Source organism: Pseudomonas sp. GW821-FHT07E12, assembly GCF_058986605.1.
Map to the genome: position 1 here is coordinate 39,929 of NZ_JBYSVX010000001.1, position 26,377 is coordinate 66,305.

At 64.7% G+C, this 26,377-nt stretch carries 21 protein-coding genes and 5 tRNA genes; 14 read left to right on the forward strand and 12 right to left on the reverse strand.

Going from position 1 to position 26,377, the window contains the following annotated elements:
* Positions 1-23: 23 nt before the first annotated feature.
* From AC3WJE_RS00195 to AC3WJE_RS00220, 6 genes are all read left to right on the forward strand, one after another.
* Positions 24-356, forward strand: a complete 333-nt coding sequence (locus tag AC3WJE_RS00195) for a YfeK family protein (RefSeq protein ID WP_493728757.1) — start codon at positions 24-26, stop codon at positions 354-356.
* Between the two features lie 44 nt (positions 357-400).
* Complete coding sequence (locus tag AC3WJE_RS00200; protein ID WP_493728758.1) at positions 401-604, forward strand: PspC domain-containing protein; 204 nt, start codon at positions 401-403, stop codon at positions 602-604.
* A 5-nt stretch (positions 605-609) separates the two neighbouring features.
* Entirely contained in the window at positions 610-1,071 is a 462-nt protein-coding gene (locus AC3WJE_RS00205; RefSeq protein ID WP_493728759.1) for a hypothetical protein, read from the forward strand.
* Positions 1,072-1,255: 184 nt separating this feature from the next.
* Positions 1,256-1,492 carry a hypothetical protein gene (locus tag AC3WJE_RS00210; RefSeq protein WP_493728760.1) on the forward strand — a complete coding sequence of 79 codons (237 nt, stop codon included), beginning with the start codon at positions 1,256-1,258 and terminating at the stop codon, positions 1,490-1,492.
* A gap of 99 nt (positions 1,493-1,591) precedes the next feature.
* Complete coding sequence (locus AC3WJE_RS00215) at positions 1,592-3,490, forward strand: glycoside hydrolase (RefSeq protein ID WP_493728761.1); 1,899 nt, start codon at positions 1,592-1,594, stop codon at positions 3,488-3,490.
* 114 nt (positions 3,491-3,604) lie between these two features.
* The gene (locus AC3WJE_RS00220) at positions 3,605-5,941 is read left to right on the forward strand and encodes a Tex family protein (RefSeq protein ID WP_493728762.1); all 2,337 of its coding nucleotides are present in this window, start codon (positions 3,605-3,607) and stop codon (positions 5,939-5,941) included.
* A gap of 2 nt (positions 5,942-5,943) precedes the next feature.
* Here the strand turns inward: AC3WJE_RS00220 and AC3WJE_RS00225 are convergent, their stop codons facing one another.
* From AC3WJE_RS00225 to AC3WJE_RS00260, 8 genes are all read right to left on the reverse strand, one after another.
* Complete coding sequence (locus AC3WJE_RS00225; protein ID WP_493728763.1) at positions 5,944-9,738, reverse strand: PAS domain S-box protein; 3,795 nt, start codon at positions 9,736-9,738, stop codon at positions 5,944-5,946.
* Between the two features lie 50 nt (positions 9,739-9,788).
* A complete protein-coding gene (locus tag AC3WJE_RS00230; protein WP_493728764.1) occupies positions 9,789-10,169 on the reverse strand; it encodes a response regulator in 381 nt (126 codons plus the stop codon).
* A gap of 279 nt (positions 10,170-10,448) precedes the next feature.
* Positions 10,449-11,129 carry an OB-fold protein gene (locus AC3WJE_RS00235; RefSeq protein ID WP_493728765.1) on the reverse strand — a complete coding sequence of 227 codons (681 nt, stop codon included), beginning with the start codon at positions 11,127-11,129 and terminating at the stop codon, positions 10,449-10,451.
* A 462-nt stretch (positions 11,130-11,591) separates the two neighbouring features.
* Positions 11,592-11,678 (reverse strand) — tRNA-Leu (locus AC3WJE_RS00240).
* A 155-nt stretch (positions 11,679-11,833) separates the two neighbouring features.
* A tRNA-Glu gene (locus tag AC3WJE_RS00245) sits at positions 11,834-11,909 on the reverse strand.
* A 50-nt stretch (positions 11,910-11,959) separates the two neighbouring features.
* Positions 11,960-12,035: transfer RNA gene (locus tag AC3WJE_RS00250), tRNA-Ala, on the reverse strand.
* Between the two features lie 230 nt (positions 12,036-12,265).
* Positions 12,266-12,341, reverse strand: a tRNA-Glu gene (locus AC3WJE_RS00255).
* 50 nt (positions 12,342-12,391) lie between these two features.
* Positions 12,392-12,467 (reverse strand) — tRNA-Ala (locus tag AC3WJE_RS00260).
* Between the two features lie 174 nt (positions 12,468-12,641).
* On the opposite strand from AC3WJE_RS00260, the gene AC3WJE_RS00265 reads away from it, so the two are divergent.
* Positions 12,642-13,559: a M14 family metallopeptidase gene (locus tag AC3WJE_RS00265; RefSeq protein ID WP_493728766.1), complete on the forward strand. Its 918-nt coding sequence runs from the start codon at positions 12,642-12,644 to the stop codon at positions 13,557-13,559.
* 268 nt (positions 13,560-13,827) lie between these two features.
* Here the strand turns inward: AC3WJE_RS00265 and moeB are convergent, their stop codons facing one another.
* On the reverse strand, positions 13,828-14,997 hold the full coding sequence (gene moeB / locus AC3WJE_RS00270) for a molybdopterin-synthase adenylyltransferase MoeB (protein WP_493728767.1): 1,170 nt from the start codon (positions 14,995-14,997) through the stop codon (positions 13,828-13,830).
* Positions 14,998-15,207: 210 nt separating this feature from the next.
* On the opposite strand from moeB, the gene AC3WJE_RS00275 reads away from it, so the two are divergent.
* The 7 genes from AC3WJE_RS00275 to AC3WJE_RS00305 all read left to right on the forward strand — a co-directional run bounded on the left by AC3WJE_RS00275 (position 15,208) and on the right by AC3WJE_RS00305 (position 23,554).
* Entirely contained in the window at positions 15,208-16,464 is a 1,257-nt protein-coding gene (locus tag AC3WJE_RS00275) for a molybdopterin molybdotransferase MoeA (RefSeq protein ID WP_493728768.1), read from the forward strand.
* Positions 16,461-16,721, forward strand: coding sequence for a MoaD/ThiS family protein (locus tag AC3WJE_RS00280; RefSeq protein ID WP_493728769.1), 261 nt, complete (start codon positions 16,461-16,463; stop codon positions 16,719-16,721). Before AC3WJE_RS00275 ends, AC3WJE_RS00280 begins: the two co-directional genes overlap by 4 nt.
* Before the next feature lie 2 nt (positions 16,722-16,723).
* On the forward strand, positions 16,724-17,566 hold the full coding sequence (locus tag AC3WJE_RS00285) for a molybdenum cofactor biosynthesis protein MoaE (protein WP_493728770.1): 843 nt from the start codon (positions 16,724-16,726) through the stop codon (positions 17,564-17,566).
* A gap of 106 nt (positions 17,567-17,672) precedes the next feature.
* A complete protein-coding gene (locus AC3WJE_RS00290) occupies positions 17,673-18,053 on the forward strand; it encodes a hypothetical protein (protein WP_493728771.1) in 381 nt (126 codons plus the stop codon).
* A gap of 53 nt (positions 18,054-18,106) precedes the next feature.
* Entirely contained in the window at positions 18,107-19,396 is a 1,290-nt protein-coding gene (locus AC3WJE_RS00295; protein WP_493728772.1) for a TolC family protein, read from the forward strand.
* Positions 19,393-20,352, forward strand: coding sequence for an efflux RND transporter periplasmic adaptor subunit (locus AC3WJE_RS00300; protein WP_493728773.1), 960 nt, complete (start codon positions 19,393-19,395; stop codon positions 20,350-20,352). Before AC3WJE_RS00295 ends, AC3WJE_RS00300 begins: the two co-directional genes overlap by 4 nt.
* Before the next feature lie 10 nt (positions 20,353-20,362).
* Positions 20,363-23,554: an efflux RND transporter permease subunit gene (locus tag AC3WJE_RS00305; protein ID WP_493728774.1), complete on the forward strand. Its 3,192-nt coding sequence runs from the start codon at positions 20,363-20,365 to the stop codon at positions 23,552-23,554.
* An 84-nt stretch (positions 23,555-23,638) separates the two neighbouring features.
* Here AC3WJE_RS00305 and mobA read toward each other — a convergent pair whose 3' ends face one another.
* The 3 genes from mobA to fdhD all read right to left on the reverse strand — a co-directional run bounded on the left by mobA (position 23,639) and on the right by fdhD (position 26,219).
* Complete coding sequence (gene mobA / locus AC3WJE_RS00310) at positions 23,639-24,217, reverse strand: molybdenum cofactor guanylyltransferase (protein WP_493728775.1); 579 nt, start codon at positions 24,215-24,217, stop codon at positions 23,639-23,641.
* Positions 24,218-24,269: 52 nt separating this feature from the next.
* Positions 24,270-25,259 (reverse strand): Dyp-type peroxidase, encoded by a 990-nt coding sequence (locus AC3WJE_RS00315; RefSeq protein WP_493728776.1) that lies wholly within the window; start codon positions 25,257-25,259, stop codon positions 24,270-24,272.
* A 117-nt stretch (positions 25,260-25,376) separates the two neighbouring features.
* On the reverse strand, positions 25,377-26,219 hold the full coding sequence (gene fdhD, locus AC3WJE_RS00320) for a formate dehydrogenase accessory sulfurtransferase FdhD (RefSeq protein WP_493728777.1): 843 nt from the start codon (positions 26,217-26,219) through the stop codon (positions 25,377-25,379).
* Positions 26,220-26,377 lie beyond the last annotated feature (158 nt).

The window sequence follows — 26,377 nt, forward strand, 5'->3', positions numbered from 1 at the left end:
CGGGCCTGCTGGGCTGTATCGGCATGGCGGCCGCCGAAACACCGTCGCCGCAGGCGCAGCGCGAGATCCGTTCGCTGATCGATGCACTGCCGGCCTCGGGCTGCCGTTTCCAACGCAATGGTGACTGGTACGACGGCCGGACCGCGAGCGCTCACCTGCAACGCAAGTACGACTACCTGCTCCGGCGCGGTCTGGTCGCGACCTCGGAGCAGTTCATCGAGCGCGCCGCCTCGCGCAGCAGCCTCAGCGGACGGGCTTACCAGGTGGCGTGTCAGGGCCAGCCGGAGCGCCCGGCGGCTGAATGGTTCGGTGACCGCCTGCGCGATCTGCGTCGTCACGAGACGGTATCGCCCTAATATTTACAGTCGAATCAGGCAGTTCACAGTATGGAGTCGATGGTATGAGCCAGCCCGCACGCGCGCTTTCCCGTTCGCTCAATGACCGGATGATCGCTGGGGTGATCGGCGGCATCGCACACCGCTTCGGTTGGAATTCCACGCTGCTGCGTGTGCTGTACGTGGTCTTTTCGATCGCTTCGGCGGCTTTCCCCGGTGCCCTGGTCTATCTGCTGCTGTGGTTGCTGATCCCGAACGAGGCCGATTGATCCGCATGCCCAAGCTGGCGCTGCGTGCCCTGCAGTTGCTGGGCGCGCTGTGGACGCTGCCCAATACCCTGTTGGGACTCATCGCGGGTGGTGCCGGCCTGTTGCGCGGTGCGCGGCCGCATTGGAGCGATCGCGACATGGCCCTGGTGTTCGAGCGGTGGCCATGGGGCCCGGGCGGCGCGCTGACGCTGGGCAACGTGATCCTGGTGAAGGGCGGCTCGCTCGATCTGTGGTGCATGACCTACGAGCACCAGGCCGGGCGCTGTCGGCATCCTCCGGTGCGACTGGGTGACCATGAGCGCGCGCATGTCTTCCAGTACCTCGTGCTGGGGCCGCTGTTCCTGCCGGTCTATCTGGCCTGTGGCGGCGTCAGCGTACGCAATCCATTCGAGCGCGCCGCCGATCGTTACGCATTGCATGGTCGCGGCTGGTGGCCGGGTAGCAGGCGTTCATTCGAGACGGCGTAGCAACGCAGTTGCTGCGAGAGGTTGTTGTTCGATGGTCGGTTAACCCATGCCTGAAGCGAGGGCACACCGACCCGGAAACGTCACGAATACGCAAACAGCCCGCGTTAGCCTGCGCCTGAAGTACCTCACGTCCGGTCGCCTGATGGCCGGCCAGTTCCAGAACGTCCCAGCAAGAAGGTGGATCATGTCGATCGTCCTGTACATCGGTGGCAGCAAGGATGGCGAGAAGGGCGTGATGCCGTATGGCTTCAGCAAGTCGATGGCGATGACCGATGCGGGGCGTGAGGTTTATGTCGAGCGCGTGCTGGCACTGGAGACGATCGGCAGGGTGCGGGTGATGGCGCTGGAGTCGCTGAACGAATGCATCGTGATGCAGCGTGCTGCACAGCATTGCCGCCCGAAGGTGTCCCTGCACGGGTGATGGCGCAGGGGCGCCGAGGCGTCTTGCTGCACGGCAACGATCTACGGCGTTGATCCCGGATACGATGGGGCCAATTGAAACCGGGCCGGATTCAGTACCTTGCGCGCGCTGCTTCCGATTCTGCTGGTGGGTCTGTTCGGATCGTCCGTTCATGCCGATCCGCTCACGCTTCATGTTCGCGACGTAGCGTATCTGGTCGATCCCGCAACACTCCGCGTCGATGCGATGTTGCCAAGTGGCGCCTCGGTTCCCGTGCTGCCACCGAGCCACGTCCCGGAAGCGGTTGAACCGTCATTGGCCGATGGCACATGGCATTGGAAGGACGGGCAGGGCCGCCTGATTACGGTGTCCGCCACGATCGATTCGCTTCGATTGACGATCGCGGGCGCGCCCGATTCGCGTTTCTCGCTGGATCTCCCCGGCGCGACGTCGGGCACATGGCTCGTTCCCGATGGGGAAGGGATGGCGTATCGGGTCGACGATCCCTTTTGGCGCTCGGCTTATCGTCATGAGCAATGCCTAGGCGGAACGACCCTGTTGTCGTTCCCCGCCTGGAGCCATCTGTCGGAGTCCGAAAGCGTGACCTATGCGCTGGGAGACGGCTTGCATTCGCAACTCTGCCTTCGGGACAGCGACGGATTGCAGGCCCGCCTCAGACATGAGTTCGAAGACGGTGCGGAGACGCTGGAGCTGTTTCTGGCCGTCGGTCCCGTCGATCCTCTTGCACCGGCCTTGTTCTACCGTCGCTTCCTGTCACAGAACGGTGCGCTTGTCACCTTCAGGGACAAGGCGGTGAAGGACCTGCCTCGGTTGTTTGGCGCGCCGCATGCGTACGTCTGGGGTGATGGGCGCGACATGGGGTTCCTCGACGACCTCAAGGCAATCGGTATCGAGCGCATGGTGCTCAGCTACGACCAGGATCCTCGCACGCACCATCATCTGGTCGATCGCGGCTACCTGGCCAAGGCCCATGCGCAGGGTTATCTGGCCGGGCCGTATGAGGCGTTCGACAATGGTCAGCCAAAAGAGACGGCTGACAGCCCGGTTTCCGTCTGGCCCGATGACCTGTATCCCTCTGGATGTGTCGTCGATGCAAAGGGCGAGCGGGTCACCGGTTTTGCGGGGCGGGGCTGTTACATGTCCAGCGAAGCCATCGCGCGGCACCCGGGAGCGTTCGTTCCCGCCGCTCGTTACGCCGGCCATGTCGCCGACGGTGCAAGCCAGGTATTCCTGGATGTGGACGCGTTCGGAAATTTCTTCAGGGACTACAGCCCCCAGCATCCGATGACGATGGCGCGTGACCGGGAGAATCGCCTGAGTCGCATGGCGCTTGCCATCAAGGACGACGGACTGGTGCTGGGATCGGAAAATGTCACGGCCTGGAGTAGTGGCGTCACGCATTACTCGCACGGCTCGGCGCAGGCGTACGTATCGGCGGTCTGGCCACTGTTGAACCAGCGCCAGCGTTTTGGAGCCTGGTGGCCCAGCGATCGTCCATCCTTGTTCTTCGCGCCGTTCACGCCGACGCCGGACGAGGCCCGTGCGCTGTTCGGTTCCGAAGATCGCCTGCCGTTGTTCGAGGCCGTCTTCCACGATTCTGTCGTAGCGCTGGACCGTTGGGAGTTTGGTCTGATGAAGGTGGCCGGGGAGGAGCGGAGGCGCTACGCCCGGGCCTTGCTCTACGGCGTACCGACCATGTGGAATCTTGACCGTCGCGAGCTGGCGCGGGTCGGCCCATGGCTCAAGGCAGCTCAGGACGATTTTCACTCCATCCACGGCTGGGCTGCGCCGGTGCCGCTCACCGGGTTCCGCTGGCTATCGTCGGACCGCCTGGTGCAGGAGACGACCTACGCGGACGGGCGCCGTGTGATTGCCAATTTTGCCGAGGCGGCCTGGCAGGGTCTTGGCCCTGAATGCGTCCGTCTCGTTCGCGCCGACCAGTCCCAGGCGGATTTCTGTCCTCCCGAAGATCCGGGCTCGCCGGCTGCGAAATCGTGAGTTGATCCGCTGCCGCAGGGCGACAGGTCCGGCCGCCGCTGTCAACGGGTTCCCCCTCCCGGGAAGCACTGCGAGAATGCCTGCTTTCCGCGTAGTTGGCTTCGCCCAGGACCCATGCAAGACAGCAAGCTCGCCCAGCAGATCGCCCAGACCATCGCCGATGAGATCGGTGCCCAGTCCGCCCAGGCCCGCGCCGCCATCGCATTGCTCGACGAAGGTGCGACCGTCCCGTTCATCGCGCGCTACCGCAAGGAAGTGACCGGCGGGCTGGACGATACCCAGCTACGCAATCTGGAAGTGCGCCTGACCTACCTGCGCGAGCTGGAAGACCGGCGCGCCACGATCCTGGCGAGCATCCAGGAGCAGGGCAAGCTGAGCGACGAGCTGCGTGCGGAGATCGTCGCGGCCGACAGCAAGTCGCGCCTGGAAGACCTGTACCTTCCGTACAAGCCCAAACGCCGCACCCGCGCGCAGATTGCGCGCGAGGCCGGTCTGGAACCGCTGGCGGATGGCCTGCTCGCTGATCCGATGCTGGACACGCAGGTGTTCGCCGCCGGTTTCGTCGATGCCGAAAAGGGCGTGGCCGACGTCAAGGCCGCACTGGAAGGCGCCCGCGCGATCCTGATGGAGCGCTGGGGCGAGGACGCCGCACTGGTCGGCGAACTACGTGGCTGGCTGGCCGACAATGGCGTGATCCGTGCACGCGTCGCCGAAGGCAAGGAAGAAGCCGGCGCCAAGTACCGCGACTACTTCGACCATGCCGAAACGCTGGCGAAGATTCCCTCGCATCGCCTGCTGGCGCTGTTCCGCGCCCGCCGCGAGGAGGTGCTGCACCTGGACCTGGATCCGGGCAGCGAGGCCGAAGCCGGCCATCAGTACTGCGAGGGGCGGGTCGCGCGCAGCGCCGGCGTGGCCGAGAAGGGCCGTCCGGGCGACGCGTGGTTGCTGCAGGCCTGTCGCCTGACCTGGCGCGCCAAGCTGCACATGCACCTGTTGCTGGACCTGTTCAACCAGGCCCGCGAGAAGGCCGAAGCCGAGGCGATCACGGTGTTCGGCGACAACCTCAAGGATCTGATGCTGGCCGCGCCGGCCGGTCCGAAGACCGTGCTCGGTCTGGATCCCGGCATCCGCACCGGTTGCAAGATCGCGGTGGTGGATGCCACCGGCAAGCTGGTCGCCACCGAGACGATCTATCCGCACGAACCGCGCCGCGAATGGGACAAGTCGCTGGCGATCCTCAAGCTGCTGTGCGCACGCCACGACGTGGACCTGATCGCGATCGGCAACGGTACCGCCAGCCGCGAGACCGACAAGCTGGCCGGCGAGCTGATCAAGGCCAATGCGGAGCTGAAACTGCAGAAGATCGTGGTCAGCGAGGCGGGCGCGTCGGTGTACTCGGCCTCCGAGTTTGCTGCGAAGGAATTCCCGAACCTGGACGTGTCGCTGCGCGGTGCGGTGTCCATTGCACGCCGCCTGCAGGACCCGCTGGCCGAGTTGGTGAAGATCGAGCCCAAGGCGATCGGTGTCGGCCAGTATCAGCACGACGTCGATCAATTCAGGCTGGCCAAGGCGCTGGACGCTCGTGTCGAGGACTGCGTGAACGCGGTCGGCGTGTACGTCAACACCGCCTCGGCCGCGCTGCTGGCGCGGGTGTCGGGCCTGTCTTCGACCGTGGCCGAGAACATCGTCAAGCATCGCGACGACAACGGCCCGTTCAAGCGCCGCAAGGACTTGCTGAAGGTGCCGCGGTTGGGCGAGAAGACCTTCGAGCAGTGCGCCGGCTTCCTGCGGATTGCCGATGGCGACGAGCCGCTCGACGTTTCAGCGGTGCACCCGGAAGCCTATCCGGTGGTCGAGCGCATCGTCGGCAGCACCGGCAAGCCGATCAAGGCACTGCTCGGTGATGGCAGCTTCCTGCGCGGGCTCAAGGCCGAGCAATTCACCGACGAGAAGTTCGGTGTGCCGACCGTGCGCGACATCCTCAAGGAACTGGAAAAGCCGGGTCGCGATCCGCGCCCGGAGTTCAAGGCGGCACAGTTCGCCGAGGGCGTGGAGGACATCAAGCACCTGCGCCCCGGCATGATTCTGGAAGGCGTGGTCAGTAACGTGGCCGCGTTCGGTGCGTTCGTCGACATCGGCGTGCACCAGGACGGGCTGATCCACATCTCGGCGCTGTCGGACACGTTCGTGAAGGATCCACGCGACGTGGTCAAGGCCGGCGACATCGTCAAGGTCAAGGTGCTGGAGGTGGATGTGGCCCGCAAGCGCATCGCACTGACGCGCCGCATGGACGACGTTCCGGGCGCGAGCACCAGTGAGCGCGACAACCGCGGCAATGGCAATGCCCCGCGTCGCGACAACCGGCCTGCCGGCGGCAAGCCACCGCGCGTCGCGGCGCCACCCGCCAACAACGCCCTGGCCGAAGCGTTCGCCCGCGCCAAGCGCAGCTGAGCCTATCCGGCGGACACGAGCGTGTCCGCCGGACGGCGGTGCATCGCCAGTATCTCGATCAGTTCGACCAGCTCGAGTGGATCCAGCGGCTTGCCGATGTGCGCATCGAAGCCGGCCAGCATCGCCCGGTCCCGGTCCTCGTCGCGGACGTAGGCGGTCAGGGCGATCGCCGGGATCGATGCGGCCTCGGCGGTAGCGTCGCCGTCGCGGATGCCGCGGATCAGGTCATAGCCATCGCAGCCAGGCATCGCGATGTCGCTGACCAGTACATCGAAATGCGCGGCCGCCAGGATCTGTTTCGCGAGGCTGGCATCGCCTGCACATTCGACATCGGCGCCAGCACCGAGCAGGAACTGGCGCGTGGCTTCGCGTGAATCGTCTTCATCGTCGATCAGCAGCACATGGAGGCCATCGAGACGCCCCTGCATGGCCTGGGCCGGTGACCCGGCCCTTGTCGATACCGGCGCGGGGGTGGGTGGGCCGCTGGCGCCGTGATGCAGTGGCAGCGTCATCATGAAGGTGGAGCCGGCGCCGGGACCGGGACTGGTGGCCGAAAGCTGCCCGCCATGCAGGTCCACCAGTTGCCGCGAGATCGACAGCCCCAGGCCCAGGCCGCCCACGCGCCGGGTGGTGCTGGCGTCGGCCTGACGGAAGCGGTCGAACACGTGCGGCAGGAAGTCCTGGGCGATGCCGATGCCGCTGTCCTGCACGGCCAGGTGCAGTTGCTCGTCGCTCACTTCCAGCAGCACCGACACCGTGCCATCGGCGGGCGTGAACTTCAGCGCGTTGCTGATCAGATTGGTCAGCACCTGCTGCAGCCGGCCGCAGTCGCCGAAGAACGGGACCAGGCCATCGTGGATACCCACCGTCAGCAGTTCGATCCGTTTGGCCAGGGCATTGGGTCGCAGCAATTCGACCGTGCTGCGTACCAGCCCGGCCATGTCGAAATGCTCGGCCTGCAGCCTGACCTTGCCGGAAAGAATGGCGCTCATGTCGAGCAGGTCGTCGATGATCTGGGCCTGCGAACGCGCGCTGCGTTCGATGATCGTCAGGCCCTTGTCGAGATTTTCGGTGCTGAAACCGTCGGACTGCATCAGCCGCGACCAGCCAAGGATCGCGTTCAGGGGCGTACGCAATTCGTGGCTGAGCGTGGCCAGGAACTCGTCCTTGGCGCGATTGGCGTGTTCGGCGAAGGTGCGCGCGTTCTTCTCCGATTCCAGCGACTGCTGCAGCTGGGCATCCATCAGGTTGCGCTCGATCACGATCCCGGCCAGGTACGAGGCCGAGCGCGCCATCGCCTGCTCGTGCAGCGAGGGTACGTGCGGCAACGAGTAGTACATGTTGAGCGTGCCCAGCACCAATCCGTTGCTGCCGATGACCGGGGTGATGGAGCAGGCGGCAATGCCCATCGCGAGTGCCACCGCCTGGTATTCGCCCCAGGCCGGGTCGTCGGCGACGTCATCGCAGATCACCTGGTGGCCGCTCCAGGCCGCGCGGCCACATGGCACGCCGTCGGAAGCGATCGACAGGCGATCGAAGTGCAGCCCGTAGTCCAACGGCATGTGCGGCGCGGCGGCGTAGCAGAGCTGGCCGCGGTCATTGTCTGCGAGCATGATCGAGCAGCGCAGATCCGTCTCGCTGCGCGACTCGACGTTGAGGGCGATGGCGTCGAGCACCAGTGGCAGTGAAGTGCCGGTGGTGATCATGTTGAGGATCGAGCGTTCCGAGGCGGTTTCATCCTCCATGTGCTTGCGCACGGTGATGTCCGTCACCGAGCCGATGTGGCCGAGGAACTCGCCGTCGATGCCGAAATGCGGCGAAGCGGTATCCACGCACCAGCGATAGCGTCCATCGCTGCGCCGCACCCGATACTCGCTGGCGAAGGGATGCCGCCTTTCCAGCGCCTCCTGGAACGCATGCTGCACGCGTGGTGCATCATCCGGATGCACCCTGTTCCACCAGCCTTGCGGGAGGGCTTCCTCATTGGTCTGGCCGGTGAAGTCGTGCCACTGCGGGCTCCAGTACACGCAATCGCCTTCGGCATCGGACATCCAGATCATCGTCGGGACCGTCTCGCAGAGATTGCGGAATCGGGTCTCGCTTTCGGCCAGCTTCTGCTCGAAGTCGCGGCGATCGTGGATGTCGGTATAGGTGCCGATCCACTGCGTCACCGTACCGCTGTCGTTCTGCACGGGCAGGGCGCGTGCGAGATGCCAGCGCAAGCCGCCGTCGGCCGCGCGCAGCTCGCATTCCACCTCATAGGCCCGGGTGCCGCTGAGGGCGAGGGCCCAGGCGGCATCGCATTGCAACAGGCCCATCGCGGTATGGGCTTGATGCCAGCCATCGGCGCCATCTGCTGCTGGATCGATGCCGGTGTACTCGTACCAGCGCTGGTTGAAGTAATGCGGCGTCCCGTCCTCGGCGGTGACGAAGACGATCTGCGGCAACGTGTCGGCGAGCAATCGCAGATGCGCTTCGCTGGCCGCCATGCGCCGCTGCGCATGCGCGCGTTGCAGCGACTCCCAGCAGCGGGTCAGGACGCGCCGCACCAGCTGGATTTCCATCGACGTCCAGCGTCGCGGCGCGCATTGGTGTACCCCCATCACCGCGACCAGTTGCCCATGCTTGTGCAGGGGAACGATCAGGCTCGCGCGAAGTCCGGAGTTCAGGAACGGCGTTGCGATGTAGGGCCGGTGTGGGGCCGAAAGCGCGTCATTGACCATCCAGGGACGGTTTTCCTGGAGCTTGCGCAACAGGTGCGGCGCGAGTTCGTCGAGGTGGAAGTCCCCCCGGATATGCGCGATGTTCTGGACGTGATCACTGACCACGCGCAGGGTCGAGCCATCGATGCTGACCGTGCCATAGGCGCAGCGATCGGCGCCCACGTGTTCGGCCAGCAACCGGACGCTGGCGTCGATGATCTGCTGTGGTTCGGACAGCCCGTGCAGTTCGTCTTCCAGGGAAAGCAGGAAGCCGTCGCGCGCCTCCGAGCGGAACTGCTGGGTCACGTCGATGCCATGCACCAGGATCGCGTCGACCTGATCCTGCCGGTCGTACATAGGCTGATAGACGAAATCGATGCGCGCTTCGTAGGGCTCGGTTTCGCCGGGGCGCCGGATCGCCGCCACCATCGATTCGCCGATGAAGGGCTGCCGGCTTTCGCGCACGTTGTCGAGCAGTTCGATGAAGCCCTGTTCGACCAGCTCCGGCACTGCCACCCGGAGCGGCAGGCCGCGTATCGGGCGGTCTCCCAGAATGTACTGGAAGCGACGGTTCGCGGTTTCGACGATGTAGTCGGGGCCCTTCAATACTGCCAGGAAGGCCGGCGACTGCTCGAAGACCGAGGCCAGCAGGTGGTCCACCGATGGTGTGTCCGTGGCCGGCATGACGGCGGTCTTCGCGCCTCCACCGATTGCTTCGGGTACCGGCGTGAATATCGATCCCAGCACGGCCTGCCGAGTCTGGATGGCAGTGGCCCTCCACGTGGCGGGAACATCGGCCGTACCGTCGAGACTGATCTGCAGCGAAGACGAAGCCTCCGCCAGTGGTCGGCCCCATTGCGCAGGATGATCGGCCACCAGCAACGCCGCGCATGCCGCGTTGTAGAAGCAGATCCGATCCTGGCCCCACGCCAGCAGCATCGGCGCCGGCGAAGCCAGGCAGCTGGTCAACGCGGCGTTGAGCGCGCCGCTGGAGTCGGGACCGCTGTCTTCTCGCCAGGCTGTCGCGTGTCCGGCAGCCTCCATCGCGTCGGCCACCGACCAGGGGAAACGCCTGGATTCGGGATTGTCTTGCATGGACTCACCGCCACATCCACGGGGCAGGCTCATCTTACGAACAGCGCGCGTCAGCTGTCAGCGGCGACTTTCCTGCGGGCCTCGAGCAGCGATCTGACGAGGTCCTCGGCATGATAGGGCTTGATCAGCAGGCCGCCGGCTTCGAACGCCGCCGGTACCTGCTCCGGGGCAACGCCGGTTGCCAGTACGAAGGGGATGCCGAGTACCGTCAGCCGTTGGGCCACCGGTTCGCTGGTCTGGCCGTCACCGAGGCGGTAATCGAGGATCGCGGCTTGCGGCTCGCACTCCTTGACCAGTTGCAGCGCCTGCCCGACGCATCCGGTCGGGCCGATGACCGACGCTCCGGCCTGTTGAAGCTGCATTTCCAGCAGCATGGCGTTCATCTCGTCGTTTTCCACTACGAGCACCCGCAACCCGGTCAGAGCCGACATCTTCATCTCCGTGAAACCGTCAGGCGAGTATAGCCGCTGCACCACATGCGCTTGCCGAGGGCCCATGAACGGCCCGGTCGCGAGTGGGTCCGTATCGGGCGAGCCCTCTGGTACAGAGGTTCGGACTCGCATTTCCATTGGGTGGCAGCAATCTCTAGACCGCTGCCGGAGAATCCACCGCCACAAATGCCGCCACCAAACGATCATCGTCATCGAGAGGCGATGATCAGGCCCCGCGATGGCGGGGCCTTGGTTTGAGCAGCCCTGTGACGGGTTTGCTTACTGCAAGGTGCAGTCGTTCGCCACCGGGAAGCCGATGACCTCACCGCCGCCCGTGCAGGCCGCCTTGACGCTTTGACCCTTGGACAGTTCGCTCGCCGTTGTCTTGTCGATGCCCTTGAGCTGGATGAATGCGAAGTCACCTGCGGACAGATGCACGACAGGTTGGTTGGCGAAATCGGACTGGATCGAATCGATCTTGCCCGAGATCAGTAGGGCCTTGCCCTTGTACTTGGCATCGGCGCTGATTTCATTGGCCTCATAGTCCCGGCGGAGTTCGCGGGCCGTGATTTTGATGGATTCCGCAGCCGGGGCCGCGTCCCGGGCGCTCGAGTCATCAACCGGGCTTGCGGCCCCGGCAGCTTGGCTGGCCTGGACGCGTTCTTTGTAGTCGTCGTGGGAACCCTTGACGACCGCGCCCGCGAAGATCGCGACGCCGATGAAGTAGACGATCGGCGAGGCGATCAGCGACGCCAGAAGCTGGAACAGTCCTTTCGACGCACCGCCCTTGGACATGGCGACGATGGCCAGGATGAAGGCAACCAGATTCAGCGGCCAACCGAGGAACAGGCCGAGGCCGGGAATGGGAAGTACGAAGCAAATCCAAGCGATGGCGAGGAGAATCCAGGCCGCTTTGCCTGCGGGCTGGCTGGGTGCAGTTCCGATTGCAGTGGTGCTCACATCAACTCCTATGGGTGGTTAGAACGGTCCGCGTCGGAGACAGGCAGCGCCTGAATGGCTCTGTCATGTATCTGAACGGGGCATGGATGTTGAGGGGGTATCCGGGAGCGCGCTATCGGGGTGATCCCGACCAGTCATCAGACTTTTCTGACACGTTTTCGGGCGGGCACTTCTTCAATGCATGCCGAAGAGCCGATCCCCGTTGCTGGCAACCCATGGGGCTTCCACCTTGATGTCTCCGATGCAGGCGATTACCAGAGGCGGCGATTGCACCATCGCTTCGGCAGTGCTTCTTGGGGACGCTGGGTGGACGGCCAACGTTGTTTGTCAGCGGTGTTGCTGGACCGCGGGGCATGGTGTGCAGCAGGGGTAGCCACGGAATAGTGTCGGGCACAAAAAAACCCGCAAAGCTGCGGGTTTCCTTGTGGTTCCGGGCATCCTCGAAAGGAGGCTGGATCGCATTGGTGCCGAAGGTGGGACTCGAACCCACACGCTTTTAAGGGCGGCGGATTTTGAGTCCGCTGCGTCTACCGATTCCGCCACTTCGGCGCGGCCGCGAAGTATAGCGGATGATTGCGTGCGTGGCACCCATCCACGCGAGTATCGATGGCCGGCATCGCTTCATGCATGGCGAACGGCTGAGCGCATCGCTTGGATGCGGCAACAAAAAAACCCCGGCGAACCGGGGCTTCTTCGTTTGATAATGGCGTCCCCACGGGGATTCGAACCCCGGTCGCCACCGTGAAAGGGTGATGTCCTAGGCCTCTAGACGATGGGGACGCGTAAACCTGATTGTCTGCAACATTCCGGATGGCCTAATACCCGGAATTTGGTGGAGCCAGCCGGGATCGAACCGGCGACCTCTTGCATGCCATGCAAGCGCTCTCCCAGCTGAGCTATGGCCCCACGATGCTGCGAGCCGCCCATTGTATCGGCCTTTTCCGGGTTTGGGAAGCCCGTGCGATAGCCGGGCGCGTATGGCGTCGGATTGGCTCTCCGTCGTGGTCAGCACGATGGGCGGCGATGGGCGTTGGGTGATGGCTCGCTTTGGCCGATGCAGGGCGAGTGTTCGTCATGGCGGCAGTGGTGCGCTGTGCCCCAAAAGAAAAAACCCGGCCTGAGCCGGGTCTGTTCTTTGGCGTCCCCACGGGGATTCGAACCCCGGTCGCCACCGTGAAAGGGTGATGTCCTAGGCCTCTAGACGATGGGGACGCGTAAACCTGATTGTCTGCAACGTTCCGGATGGCCTAATACCCGGAATTTGGTGGAGCCAGCCGGGATCGAACCGGCGACCTCTTGCATGCCATGCAAGCGCTCTCCCAGCTGAGCTATGGCCCCACATCGCTGAGGAGCGAGATCATAACGACCTGTTTATTTTTGTGCAACAAGGTTCTTGCACCTGACGCGAGCATCGTTCGATCGCGGCATGCCTGCATGATTGCCAGGCGCGCGTTGGCAGCGCGGTTTCATCGCGATGCTAGAGTTCTTCGCCTCGAAACACGGAGTACATCGATGACGACGCAGGCGCGGTATCCGATCGGCATTCCCGGCGAACCCTGGGGTGACAGTGAGCGGACGGAGTGGTTGTCGAGGCAACTGCGTAAGCGCAGTTACCAGGATGATGTCGTGACGGCGATCGAGCGGCTTTCTTCGCGCTTGGACGTGGTGCGTTATGGCGAACTGGATTACTCGCCTGACCGTTATCCGCTTTTCGCCGTGCGCAGCCGTCACTGGGACGACGCATTGCCGGTGGGGCTGGTGACCGGCGGTGTGCATGGATACGAGACCAGCGGTGTCGAAGGCGCCTTGTTGTTTCTCGATCAGCATGCGGCCAATTACCAGGGGCGTATCAATCTGCTGGTGGTGCCTTGCGTCAGTCCCTGGGGCTACGAACGATTCCAGCGATGGAATGCGGATGCGCTGGATCCGAATCGCTCGTTCCACGAGGACAACCCGACGCAGGAGTCGGCGGCGCTGATGCAACTGCTGGCACCATTGCGTGAGAAGGTGTTGATCCACATCGATCTGCACGAGACCACCGATAGCGATGAGAGCGAATTCCGTCCTGCGCTGGCTGCGCGCGACGGCAAGCCGTTCGTGCCCGACACGGTTCCGGATGGGTTCTATCTGGTCGGCGACAGCGAGAATCCCCAGCCCGATTTCCAGCAGGCGGTGGTGGCCGCGGTGTCCAAGGTCACTCACATCGCGCCGGCGGATGCGAACGGCGAGATCATCGGTTCGCCGGTCGTCGCGCCAGGCGTCATCAACTATCCCGTCAAGCGGTTGGGTCTATGCGCCGGCATCACCCATGCCCGCTACACGACGACGACTGAAGTCTATCCGGACAGTCCGCGTGCGACGCCGGCGCAGTGCAACGAGGCACAGGCTGTCGCGACATGCGCTGCGCTGGATTACGCAATCCAGTCTTGATTCGGCGGAGTCGGATGAAGCCGCGATCCGTTCCGTGTTGTCGAGCCGCGCGTTATGCCTTCGCAGGAAACGGACCGGATAAAACAGACGGGCATAAAAAAGCCCCTGAGGGAGGGATCAGGGGCTCTGGGTGTCACCTGGGAGGGTAGGTAACGGGTCCATTCTGCGACTGCTTCGGTTTGGAGTGCAAAGTCAAATTTTGCATGGAGGCCATTCCGAATTTGCATCCGCTCCGGTGAGGCCTTTCAGTGCAACCTGCCTGGGTATTTCAGCTGTCCAGATGATCGTTGTGTGAAGACGATTCGGGCGCGCAAACGCGGCAGGATGGATCGGGAGAGAGCCCGATTTCACGGAACGTCATGTTCAGCGCATCGAATCGGAGCAGCCGTCCGATCAATGGCTGGCCGATGCCCAGCAGCAGCTTGATGGCCTCGGTCGCCTGCAGCGTGCCGACGACGCCGGGCAGCACGCCGAGGACGCCGGCGGTGCCGCAATCGGGTGCCAGCTCGCGTGAAGGCTGTTGCGGGAACATGCAGCGATAGCACGGTGCCCGTCCTGGCTGCCGGCCGGCATCAAACACGCTGACCTGGCCTTCGAACTGCTGGATGGCGGCGTAGACCAGCGGTTTGCCGAATTTCACGCAGGCATCGTTGAGCAGGTAGCGGGTCGGGAAGTTGTCCGATCCGTCGATCACCACATCCACATCGGACAGAAGTCGCTCGACATTGCCGGCGGTCACGCGTTCGCGTACTGCTTCGATTTCGACACGCGGGTTCAGCGCCTTCAGGCGTTCTGTTGCCGATGCCACCTTCGGCATGCCGATGCCGGCATCGGTGTGCAGTATCTGCCGGTGCAGGTTGCTGCGCTCGACTGCATCGTCGTCAGCAATCCGAAGGTGCCCGACGCCGGCGGCGGTGAGGTACAGCGCCACGGGCGATCCCAGGCCGCCGGCGCCGACCAGCAGGACGCGGGCCTCAGCCAGGCGATGTTGACCAGCGCTGCCGACCTGCGGCAGGCGCATCTGGCGTGTGTAGCGCTCGGTGAAGTCGCGTTGCTCTTCGGTCGATTCCGGAATGAATACCGGCAGGCCGTCGCGAATCCACGCCTGGGTTCCGCCGTCCACCGAGGCGAGGCGGGAGTAACCCTGGCCAGCCAGCAGCTGCGCGGTCGATGTCGAGCGTTTGCCGGTCTGGCAGATCAGGATGATCTCGAGCTGCGGATCGGGCAGATGGCGTGCCGGATCAATGAGCAGTTGGGCGGACGGAATGGCGATGGCGCCCTCGGCCTGCCCGCTTGCGCGCTCATGTTCTTCGCGGATGTCGATCAGCAGGCTCCCCTGGTGTTGCCGCTGGCGGGCGTCGGCGGGGGCGAGCTCGGGCACCGGGGCCGCGACTGTCCCGTCGTGGGCCGCAGCGTTCCCGTGCGATCGAGTGGACATGACGGAAACTCCGTGTGGGTAGAGAGAAGGGCAGCGCCATCATCGTGGATGGGACGATGATTGGGAACGTGGCGTCCTCACGGTACTGAACGCGCCTGATAGTCGGCGCCATCGAAGCGTATGGCTGGCTAACGGCCTACTCCGCGACCTATGATCGATGCTGGCATCAGCGAGCCATCGGGGCTTGCACAGGCTTCAACGCAGGCAATCATGATCGAGTATCCACAGGCACTTTCGTTGTTGCGGCAAGCGGTTTCGCCGTTGGATGTGGAGTGGGTGGACAGCGCACAGGCGCTGGGGCGGGTGTTGGTCTCTGCGACAAGCAGCGAAGCGTGGTTGCCGCCTTTCGACAACTCCTCGATGGATGGTTTCGCCGTGGACACCGGCGGTGACGATCTGCCGGAAGCAACCGAAATCGCCGTGACCGGCTGGCAGGCGGCGGGCGACGTGCATCAGCAGGCGGTGGAAGGCGCCTGGGAAATCATGACGGGCGCACGCGTTCCGGAAGGCCTGGATGCCGTGGTGCCGGTGGAGCAGGTCGAGGTGCTGGCGCGGACTGATGGTCGTCCCACCTCGATCCGGCTCAAGCATGCAGTGAAGCCGGGTCAGTTCGTGCGCCGCCGCGGCGAGGACGTGGCGGCCGGGCGTGACGTCATCGCAGCGGGAACGGTGCTGCGTGCGCAGGAGATCATGTTGCTGGCTGCGCTGGGCGTAGCCAAAGTACAGGTGCGTCGCAGGCCGCGGGTCGCGGTGATCGCGACCGGACGCGAGCTGGTCAGCGATCCGACGCAGGCGCTGCAGTCCGGGCAGATTCGCGACAGCAATCGCCCGTTCTTGCTGGCGCAATTGCAGGCGGCGGGAGCAGAAGTGGTCTGGCAGGGCGTGGTCGGCGACGAACCGGCGGCGTTCCAGCAGGCGCTGGACCAGGCCTTGGCGCTTGGCGCGGACGTGATTCTCAGTACCGGTGCGGTGTCGGAGGGGCGCTACGATTTCATCCCCGATGCGCTGCGTGCACGTGGTGCGCAGATCGTGTTCCACAAGGTGGCGGTTCGCCCCGGCAAGCCGCTGTTGTTCGCACGGTTGCGCGAGGGTGCGCTGTGTTTCGGATTGCCGGGCAATCCGGTATCGACGGCGATGGGCCTGCGTTTCTTCGTCGAGCCGGCCTTGCGGGCAATGTTCGGGCAGTTGCCGGAACAGCCGCTGTGCATTCCCATGAAAGCCGATTTCAGCAAAGTTCCGTCGTTGCGCTTCCATGCACGAGCGTGGGTGGGATGGAGCGATGCCGGTGGACTCGAGGTTGCGATACTGCCCGGCCAGGAGTCGTTCCGGTTGATGCCGATGCTGCAGGCCAATGCCTGGGCGGTCATTCCGGAAGGGCAGGTGGGCGCGGCGCGCGGCGAGCTGGTGGATGTCTATGGGCTGGGCCATTGGCAGCCCGTGCAACTTTTTCCGGAGTTGGTCTCATGAAAGTGTCTGTACGCCTGTTCGGTGCGCTCTCCGAGTACGCCGATCCACCTCAAGTCGAACTGGAGGTCGCCGATGACGCCAGGATCGGCGAGGTGAGGGCGCGGCTGCGCGACTATCTGTCGACGAACAGCCCCGGCTTCAAGGAAGGACTGCTGCGCGTGTCGGCCTTCGCGGACAGCCAGCGCGTGTTGCGCGACAACGATGCGGTTCCGAGCGATGGACAGGTGGCGGTGCTGCCGCCGGTCAACGGTGGTTAGCCATGAAGACGTCTCTCGCTCCGCAAAATCAGGCGCAATGGGCACGGATCGTCGATCGTGCCGAAGCAGGGCTGGATCCGATGGAGGCCATCGAATTCGTGTCCGATCCCGCGTTCGGCGGTGTCGATGTGTTCATCGGGCGCGTGCGCGACTTCAACCAGGGCTGCACGGTGATCGGCGTTTCCTATGACGTGTTCGATGCGCTCGCGCTCAATCGCTTCGGGCAGATCATGGCCGAGACCGCGGCAACGTTCGGGCCGAAGATCAAGCTGTACGTAGCGCACGCCAAGGGGCGCCTCGACATCGGCGACATCGCGGTGGTGGTGGCAGCGGGGACGCGGCATCGTGACGAGGCATTCCGCGCCTGTCGTCAGGTGATCGAGGCGGTCAAGCACACCAGCCCGATCTGGAAGCAGGAGCACTACCAGGATGGCGACAGCGTCTGGAGTGAGGGTTGTTCGCTGTGCGGGCCCGAGACGCCGGAGGCTGAACCGCATGCTTCGCACGGGCATGTGAAGGCCATGCAGTCCATGAAATCGATCGACCCGTTGTACGAAGAGCTGCAGAACGCGCCCTCGCTGCTCTCGGTGGGTGACGAGGTGCGCTTCATGCTCGGTGTGATGGCGCTCGGGCCCGATGACATCGCGCGCAACAGCGAGGTGTTCTTCAGGATCCTGGACCAGCTCGAAGACTCCCACACCGTGGGGTGGGGCCATACCTCCGAGGATCCCGAGGCTGTGAAGATCTTCGAGCGTTTTGCTTCATTCCTGGAAGGACTCGTGTTGCACATTCCTGCCCAGGAGGAGTCGCTCAATGGTGCGGCGGAGAATTTCCGCCTCCGGTGAAACGACGGCCGGTGACGCTGCTGGATGAACGAGCCTGCGCGGCGCAGGCTTTCCGCCTGCTTCACGAAATTGTCTAACGCCGCCACCGCCGATTAGTATCGCGACCATGCTCGGCTACGCCAGACAATTCGCTCGACTGCTGCGCCTCCCGGCGCTGGCGGTGTTGTTGCTGGCGGTGTTGGCCAATCCGGTGCTGGCCGCGATCGGCGATCTGCATGAAGCCAGCCGCGGCAGCAGCGCGCATCTGCATGGCGCCGAACAGCACACGCTCGCCGACGATCTCACCCAGGGCGAGGATGAAGAGGCCGGCGATCTGCTGCATGCGTTGATGCATGGCGCGCATTGCTGTGGTCATCTGACCGCGCTGCCGAGTTCGTTCGCACTGGCGGCAGCGATACCTGAGCGCCTGGACGCTCCCCGAACTGCGCATTCGCCACAACCTTCTGCGCGCATCTCCACGACGATCCGTCCTCCGATAGCGGTCTGACGTCAGCGCCGGCATGACCGGTCTTTCGTTCTGACTCTCTTGGAGATTCCATCATGTGGTTGCGACTGGCGGCGTTTGCTGCCTTCGCGCTGGTGCCTGGCGTTCGCGCGCAGGTACCGGCGCCTGTATCCGTGCAGACTTTCACACTGGACGATGCGATCGAGCGCGTTGCCCGGGCTCATCCTGATCTGCGTCTGGTCGACGGCCGGCGTGCCGTGCTCGATGCCAACTTCGAGATCGCAGGCCAGCGTCCGCCGCTGATGTTGGGCGCGACGCTGGAAAACGCTGTCGGCAGTGGGGATTACCGCGGCTTCGACCAGCTTGAAGCCAGCGTGACACTGGCCGGCGTGCTGGAGCGGGGTGGCAAGCTCGACGCCCGCCGCGCATTGGCGCAGGCCAACATCGATGCATTGGCTCCGCAGCGCGAGATCGCCCGCCTCGACCTGCTCGCCGAGACCGCGCGTCGCTACCTGGCGATTGCTGCCATGGCCCGGCAGCGCGACATCGCCGAGGTCGATATCGCCCAGCGCAAACGCGCGGTGGAGGCCGCGAGGCGGCGGCTCGATGCCGGTGCTTCGCCGGCATCGACGCTGCTCACTGCACAGGCATCGCTCGCCGAGGCCGAGCTGGATCGCGACCGTGCGGTGCAGGCCGGCATGGCGGCCAGGCAGAACCTGGCGACACTGTGGAACGCACGCGATCCGGATTTCGTGGAGGTCGCAGGTGATCCGCTGCGGTTGCCGATGCTTCAGGACTTCGCTGGATTGCGTGCATACCTGGACGCCACGCCCGAACTGGCGCGGTTGATGGGAGAGACGAGGATCCGCGAGGCGCAACTGCGTCTCGCGCGGACCGAAGCCACCGCCGATATCCAATGGCAGGCCGGCGTGCGTTTCCTGCGTGGCAGTGATGACGTCGCCTGGATCGGGGGCCTCAGCGTGCCATTGGGAAGCTCGGGACGTGCCGCGCCTGCGATCCGTGCTGCCGAGGCCGAGCTGGCGTTGAGCGCAGTCGAGCGCGAATCGCTGTCGATCCGCCTGTATTCCACGCTGTCGATCGCATATGGCGAATACGGCACCGCGCAGTTGGAGGTGCAGCGCCTGCGCGACGAGGTGATTCCACGCCTGGCCAAGGCAGAACAGGCTGCCGAGCTGGCCTGGCGTGCCGGCGCGATCGGCTATCTGGAATGGGCCCAGTTGCAGCAGCAGCGCGTGGACGCCAGTCGCCGCCAATTGGCCGCGGCGATCGTGGCCCAGAGCGCTCTCATCGAGATCCAGCGCCTGACCGGTCAGCCATTGGTCGCCGGTCGCGCTTCCACCATTCGGGATACCCGTCGCCCATGAGCATGTCCTTCAAGTTTTGTGCTGCTCCGCTGCTGGTAGCGCTGCTGCTGGCTGGATGCGGAAGAACTCCCGTGCCTGCGCGCGATGCCGCGCAGGATTCCCGAGCCGAAGAGAACGGGCCGGATGGTGGTGAGGCCATCGAGAGCACTCACATCAGCCGGGCTGAGGCGGATGCGAGCGGCATCAAGGTGGTCAAAGCCGGTCCCGGCTTGATCGCGACGGAGTTGGAAGCACAGGGCGTGCTGATGCCGATCGACGGCAGCAGCGCGCAGGTGACCGCGCGCTATCCGGGCACGGTGCGTGCGCTGCAGGTCAACGTGGGCGATCGCGTTGTGGCGGGGCGGCCGCTGGCGAGTGTCCTGAGTAATCTCAGTCTGACCACGTACTCGCTGTCCGCACCGATCTCGGGTGTGGTGACCGCGCGCCGGGTCCAGGTCGGAAGTGGCGTTGCGGAAGGGCAGGTGTTGTACGAAATCGCCGACCTGTCCAAGGTGTGGGCCGATCTGCATGTGTTCGGTGGCGACGTCGGTTCGATCCGGCCCGGTGCGGAGATCATGGTCGAACGCATGTACGACGATGCGCGCGTGAGCAGTCGCATCGAGCGGGTGCTGCCGGGTACGGCGACGGCCAGCCAGAGCACGGTGGCGCGAGCGACGCTCGACAACGTCGATGGCTTGTGGCGTCCGGGCATGGCGATCACCGCCAGGATCGTCATCTCCGCGCACGAAGCTGCGCTGGCGGTGCCGCGGTCGGCGCCGCAGACGATGGAGGGCCGCGATGTCGTATTCGTGCGCAGCGGTGAGACCTATACCGCGCGTCCGGTGACGCTGGGCCAGCGTGATGCCCGCAATGTCGCGATCGTGGAAGGGCTGCGGGCTGGCGATGAGGTCGTGACCGAGCAGAGCTATCTGGTCAAGGCCGACATCGAAAAGTCCGGCGCCTCGCACGAGCATTGAGGAGAACAACATGCTCGAACGACTGATCAATATCTCGATTGCCCATCGCTGGCTGGTCATGACACTGACGCTGGTGCTGATCGGCGTCGGTGTGTGGAGTTTCCAGCGCCTGCCGATCGACGTCACGCCTGACATCACCAACGTCCAGGTCCAGATCAACACCGCCGTGCCGGGCTATGCGCCGTTGGAAGTGGAGCAGCGCATCACCTATCCGGTGGAAACGGCGATGGCCGGCCTGCCGAAGATGGATCATTTCCGCTCCATCTCGCGCTATGGCTTGTCGCAGGTGACGGTGGTGTTCGCCGATGGCACCGACATCTACTTCGCGCGCCAGCAGGTTGCCGAACGTCTGCAGCAGGTGAAATCGCAGATGCCGGCTGGCCTGGAGCCCACGCTGGGACCGATCGCGACCGGCATGGGCGAGATCTTCTCCTATACGCTCGATGCGGCACCGGACGCACGCAAGCCCGACGGCACGCCGTACAGCGCGACCGATCTGCGCACCTTGCAGGACTGGGTGATCCGTCCGCAGCTGCGCAACGTGCCGGGCGTGACCGAGGTCAACACGATGGGCGGCTTCAAGCACGAGTTGCACATCACGCCGGATCCGTTGCGGCTGCGTGCGCTCGATTTCACCCTCGACGACGTGGTCCGTGCATTGCAGGCCAACAACCAGAACGTCGGTGCCGGTTACATCGAGCGCAATGGACAGCAATTCCTGGTGCGGGTGCCGGGGCAGGTGACCGATCTCGATGGCATCCGTCAGATCGTGCTCGGGCGGCGCGAGGGCGTGCCGATCCGCATCGGTGATGTCGCGCAGGTGGCCGATGGGCAGGAGTTGCGCAGCGGCGCGGCCACCCAGGGCGGGCACGAAGTGGTGCTGGGTACGGTGGTGATGCTGGTCGGCGCCAATAGTCGCGACGTCGCGCAGGCTGCGGCGGCGCGGCTGAAGGAGGCAGGCAAGAGCCTGCCGAAGGGCGTCAGCGCGACGCCGGTCTACGACCGCACCGTGCTGGTGGATCGCACGATCGCGACCGTGGCCAAGAACCTGACCGAAGGTGCGTTGTTGGTCGTGGTCGTGCTGTTCCTGCTGCTCGGCAACTTCCGCGCTGCGTTGATCACGGCGGCGGTGATCCCGCTGGCGATGTTGTTCACGCTTGCCGGCATGGCGCGTACGGGTGTGTCCGCGAACCTGATGAGCCTGGGTGCGCTGGACTTCGGCCTGATCGTCGATGGCGCGGTGATCATCATCGAGAACTGTCTGCGTCGCTTCGGTGAGCGGCAGCATGCGCTGGGGCGTGCGATGAGCCGCGACGAACGCTTCGGGACGGCGGCCAGCGCCACCGCCGAGGTGATCCGGCCGAGCCTGTTCGGGCTCGGCATCATCACTGCGGTCTATCTGCCGATCTTTGCCCTGACCGGCGTGGAAGGAAAGATGTTCCACCCGATGGCGATCACGGTGGTGATGGCGTTGGTGAGCGCGATGTTGCTCGCACTTACCTTCGTGCCGGCGGCGATCGCGATGGCGCTGGGCGGCAAGGTCGAGGAGAAGGAGAACCGGTTGATGGCCTGGTTGCGAGCGCGGTACCAGCCGTTGCTGGACGGCAGCCTGCGGCGTGGACGCTGGATCGCGATCGGGGCGATCGTGCTGCTGGCGGTCAGCGGCGTGCTGGCTTCGCGCCTGGGCAGCGAGTTCGTGCCCAGCCTGGACGAGGGCGACATCGCGATGCACGCCATGCGTATCCCTGGCACCAGCTTGACCCAGTCGGTCGCGATGCAGCGCGTGGTCGAAGAGCGCTTGTTGAAGTTCGCCGAGGTGGAGCGGGTGTTCTCCAAGATCGGCACGCCCGAGGTGGCTTCCGACCCGATGCCGCCGTCGGTGGCCGATACCTTCGTGATGCTCAAGCCGCGCGATCAATGGCCTGATCCGAAAAAGCCGAAGGCTGAGCTGGTGGCCGGGATCGAAGCGGAGATGGAGAAGATCCCCGGCAACAACTACGAGTTCACCCAGCCGATCCAGATGCGCACCAACGAGCTGATTTCCGGCGTGCGTGCCGATGTGGCGATCAACCTGCATGGTGATGATCTGGAAACGTTGCAGAAGACCGGGCAGCAGATCGAGGCGGTGGCCCGCAGCGTGGTGGGCGCGGCGGACGTGCGCATGGAGCAGGCCGGCGGCCTGCCGTTCCTGTCGATCGTCCCGGACCGGCGTGCATTGGCCTCGTACGGGCTCACCGTCGAGCAGGTGCAGCGCGTGGTCGCGGTGGCCGTCGGTGGCGAGGTGGCCGGGCAGTTGTTCGAAGGCGACCGGCGCTTCGACATCGTGGTGCGTCTGCCGGAACGATTGCGGCAGGATCCCGACGCGTTGGCCGCACTGCCGGTTCCGCTGGGAGATGCCGCGAGCAGCGGCGATGGCGAAGGCACGGATGCGGCCGGTCCGTCCGCGCGGCCGGGTGTGATTCCGTTGAGCGCGGTAGCCGCGATCGTGCCCAGCGAGGCAGCCAACCAGATCAATCGCGAGAACGGCAAGCGTCGCGTGGTGATCACCGCCAATGTGCGCGATCGTGATCTGGGCAGATTCGTTGTGGAGCTGCGGGATCGGGTGGGGCGCGATGTGAGGCTTCCGACCGGCTACTGGATCGAGTACGGCGGCAGCTTCGAGCAGCTGGTGTCCGCCAGCCAGCGTCTGGCGGTGGTGGTGCCGGTGACGTTGGCGATCATCTTCGCGCTGCTGTTGTGGGCATTCGGATCGGCTCGTGATGCACTGATCGTCTTCACCGGCGTGCCGCTGGCGTTGACCGGCGGCGTGTTGGCGCTGGCACTGCGCGGCATTCCGCTGTCGATCTCGGCCGGTATCGGGTTCATTGCCTTGTCGGGCGTGGCCGTGCTCAACGGACTGGTGATGATCAGCTTCATCCGCAGCCTGCGCGCCGAAGGTGCTTCGCTGGAAAGTGCGGTGCGGGAGGGCGCATTGAGCCGGTTGCGGCCGGTGCTGATGACCGCGCTGGTTGCGTCGTTGGGGTTCGTGCCGATGGCCTTGAACGTCGGTGCCGGCTCTGAGGTGCAGCGGCCATTGGCGACGGTGGTGATCGGAGGAATCGTGTCCTCGACGCTGCTCACGTTGGTGGTGCTGCCCGCGTTGTATCGATGGATGCACAGCCGTCGCGGACTTGACCGACGGGAGCCGTTGCAGGCGACATGAGCTGCCTGCAACCGCCGGCTCCGGAACGGTTCCCGGAGCCGGTGGCATGTCAGCGAGGCACCATCACTGGATCATCAACAGGATTTACGACTTCAACGGTCGATCCAGAATGCCGGTCACATCGTCCGGCGTATTCGTATTGAGCAGGGCGTCATCGCGATCAACGGGTAGAAGACGCGTTCGCAAATGGGTGAGCGCCCGGCGCAGACTGCCGTTGTCATGGGTCACGCAGGCCATCAGCGCGGCATGGCTGGATGCTTCCCAGATCGCGCACAGCGGTTCCGGGTGCCCATCGATATCGCTGACGTACGCGGTGGCGTCGCCTTCCTCGAAACGGGACGACACCAGCGTCGCCAGCGTTGCTTCGTCGAGCAGCGGAAGATCGCAGGCCACCACCAGCCAGCTCGCCAGCGGATCCTGTTCCAGTGCCGCAAGAATGCCCGCAGCCGGGCCGCAATCCTGCAGGCGATCGACGATCAATGGAAACTGAGCGCGCAACGGATCGTCGCGCTGTGATTCGCGCACCGAAATGAAACAGCTGTCGACGAACGGCATCAACAGGCGGTAGGCGCGTTGCAGCTGGGGCACGCCGTCATAGGCGATGTAGGCCTTGTCGCGCTGCATGCGGCGGCTCGCGCCGCCGGCCAGGATCAGGCCGTTCAAGGGTCTGCTGCGTGCCTTCACCGCGTGCATGGGCTTGGCCGGGCGAAGTGGTTCACGATTGCGGTTCTCCAGCTTCCGGCGTACTCGTGGCGCGATCGTCATCGACTACGATCGTCGGCGCCTGATCAAGGAAATCGCTCGAGGGCGCGAAGAACAGCGTGCCGGTGATCGCCTTGCTGAAATCCAGCAGGCGATCGTAGTTGCCGGGTGGATTGCCGACGAACATGTTCTCCAGCATCTTCTCGATCCGTGCGGGCGAACGCGCATAACCGATGAAGTAGGTGCCGAATTCGCCCTTGGCGGCATCGCCGAACGGCATGTTGTCGCGCAGGATCTGCAGTTGCTGGCCGTTCTCATCGACGATGTTGGTCAGCACGTTGTGCGCATACGGTGCCTTGGCTGAATCCGCCGTTTCCATGTTCGATTGCTTGGCGCGGCCGACGATCCTTTCCTGTTCGGCCTCGGGCACGGCATTCCAACGGCGCAGGTCATGCAGATATTTCTGGATGACGACATAGCTGCCGCCGGCAAACCCCGGGTCTTCGTCGCCGACGATGGTGGCGTCGATCGCGGCCTGGTCCGCCGGGTTCTCGGTACCGTCCACGAACCCGATCAGGTCGCGGTTGTCGAAGTAGCCGAAGCCGTGGACCTCGTCGGCGGTCGCGACGGAATCGCCGAGCCGGTCGGTGATGTGGGTGGCCAGTTCGAAACAAAGATCCATCCGGCCGGCGCGGATATGGAACAGGATGTCGCCAGGCGTGGATACGGCGTGATGCTGGCCGACGATCTCGCGGAACGGATGCAGATCCTTGGGCCTGGGGGCGCCAAAGATCCAGCCCCAGGCTTCCGAGCCGAACGCGGTGATGCAGGAAAGCCCACTGTCCGGATCGCGCGAGCCCACTGAACGCACCAGCGCGGCCATGTCGCCGCACAGTTCACGGCACGACTCCGCCTGGCGAGGGCCGGGCTTCAGTGTGACCACCAGGAAGATGGCGGCGCGCGTCAGTCTGGCTGCGACTTGCTGGGAAACGATGGACTGCACTTCGACTCCTGGCTGTGATGAGTGGCGGGAGAGGATGGGTGTCGCAGGCCGATGCAGAAACCTACATCGGCTCCACTGGCGGTGTCATGACGCCGAGAGCAAACATGGCGGGAACTGCTACTCGTCGGCAAGCAGCCGTTCGGGAAAGGTGTAGACGTTGTATCCGTCACCTCTGGCGAAACCGACCAGACAGAGGCCGGCGCTGCGTGCCAGTTCGATCGCCAGTGCCGTGGGCGCGGAGACTGCGGCCACGAATCCGATGCCGGCATGCGCTGCCTTGGTCACCATCTCGTAGCTGGCGCGGCTGGAGATCAGCAGCAGGCCGGACTCCGGCGTGTTGCCGTTGCGCCGCATCGCGCCGGTGAGCTTGTCCAGCGCGTTGTGCCGACCGACATCCTCGCGCACCAGTTCGATTTCGCCGGTCATGCTGGCCCAGGCCGCGGCGTGGGTCGAGCCGGTGGCCTCGTTCATGGGTTGGTGTTCGCTCAGTGTCCGCAATGCGCGTCGCAGGGCAGAGGCCGACACCTGCTGACCGGCCTGCACGGCGTCGGGCTGGCGGATGACGTCCTCTAACTGGCGGGTTCCGCAGATGCCACAACTGCCACGTCCGGGCAGCAGGCGCTGCGATGCGTGGTCGAGCATGGCCGCGGGGGCATCGGTGGACACGCTCATCGACAGTTCGATGCCTTCCAGATGCTGCCTTACCTCCACTGCCAGCAACTGATTGGGATCGCGGATCAGGCCCTCGCTGAGCGAGAAGCCGAGCGCGAAGTCTTCCAGGTCGCAGGGCGTGGCCATCATCACGGCGAAGGATTGCTCGTTGTAGAGCATCGCGATGGGGACTTCCTCCGCGATGAAATCGACGACGGACTCTCCGGAACCACGCCGCCAGCGCTGTATGCGGCGCTGTGCATATCCAGGTGTGATCGGCGGCACGGAATCGTCAGTGGAATGAAGCATGGCTTGACGTCCGGCACGGGTGGGATCGGATGGCGTTGGCATGGCGCAAGCTGGGCATCCAGGAAACACCGCCGTGTGGATTGCGCTCGGAGAATACCCCCTTTCCCATGGATCGGCGATGCGCTTCCATGAGCGATGATATAAGCGCCGGGCATTGG

Coding starts and splice junctions, on each gene's coding strand:
- AC3WJE_RS00290 (WP_493728771.1), top strand. CDS start 17,673: ATGCTCGGCTACGCCAGACAATTCGCTCGACTGCTGCGCCTCCCGGCG.
- AC3WJE_RS00205 (WP_493728759.1), top strand. CDS start 610: ATGCCCAAGCTGGCGCTGCGTGCCCTGCAGTTGCTGGGCGCGCTGTGG.
- AC3WJE_RS00225 (WP_493728763.1), bottom strand. CDS start 9,738: ATGCAAGACAATCCCGAATCCAGGCGTTTCCCCTGGTCGGTGGCCGAC.
- AC3WJE_RS00265 (WP_493728766.1), top strand. CDS start 12,642: ATGACGACGCAGGCGCGGTATCCGATCGGCATTCCCGGCGAACCCTGG.
- AC3WJE_RS00220 (WP_493728762.1), top strand. CDS start 3,605: ATGCAAGACAGCAAGCTCGCCCAGCAGATCGCCCAGACCATCGCCGAT.
- AC3WJE_RS00230 (WP_493728764.1), bottom strand. CDS start 10,169: ATGTCGGCTCTGACCGGGTTGCGGGTGCTCGTAGTGGAAAACGACGAG.
- AC3WJE_RS00195 (WP_493728757.1), top strand. CDS start 24: ATGGCGGCCGCCGAAACACCGTCGCCGCAGGCGCAGCGCGAGATCCGT.
- AC3WJE_RS00210 (WP_493728760.1), top strand. CDS start 1,256: ATGTCGATCGTCCTGTACATCGGTGGCAGCAAGGATGGCGAGAAGGGC.
- fdhD (WP_493728777.1), bottom strand. CDS start 26,219: ATGCTTCATTCCACTGACGATTCCGTGCCGCCGATCACACCTGGATAT.
- AC3WJE_RS00305 (WP_493728774.1), top strand. CDS start 20,363: ATGCTCGAACGACTGATCAATATCTCGATTGCCCATCGCTGGCTGGTC.
- AC3WJE_RS00275 (WP_493728768.1), top strand. CDS start 15,208: ATGATCGAGTATCCACAGGCACTTTCGTTGTTGCGGCAAGCGGTTTCG.
- AC3WJE_RS00300 (WP_493728773.1), top strand. CDS start 19,393: ATGAGCATGTCCTTCAAGTTTTGTGCTGCTCCGCTGCTGGTAGCGCTG.
- AC3WJE_RS00200 (WP_493728758.1), top strand. CDS start 401: ATGAGCCAGCCCGCACGCGCGCTTTCCCGTTCGCTCAATGACCGGATG.
- AC3WJE_RS00280 (WP_493728769.1), top strand. CDS start 16,461: ATGAAAGTGTCTGTACGCCTGTTCGGTGCGCTCTCCGAGTACGCCGAT.
- AC3WJE_RS00295 (WP_493728772.1), top strand. CDS start 18,107: ATGTGGTTGCGACTGGCGGCGTTTGCTGCCTTCGCGCTGGTGCCTGGC.
- AC3WJE_RS00285 (WP_493728770.1), top strand. CDS start 16,724: ATGAAGACGTCTCTCGCTCCGCAAAATCAGGCGCAATGGGCACGGATC.
- moeB (WP_493728767.1), bottom strand. CDS start 14,997: ATGTCCACTCGATCGCACGGGAACGCTGCGGCCCACGACGGGACAGTC.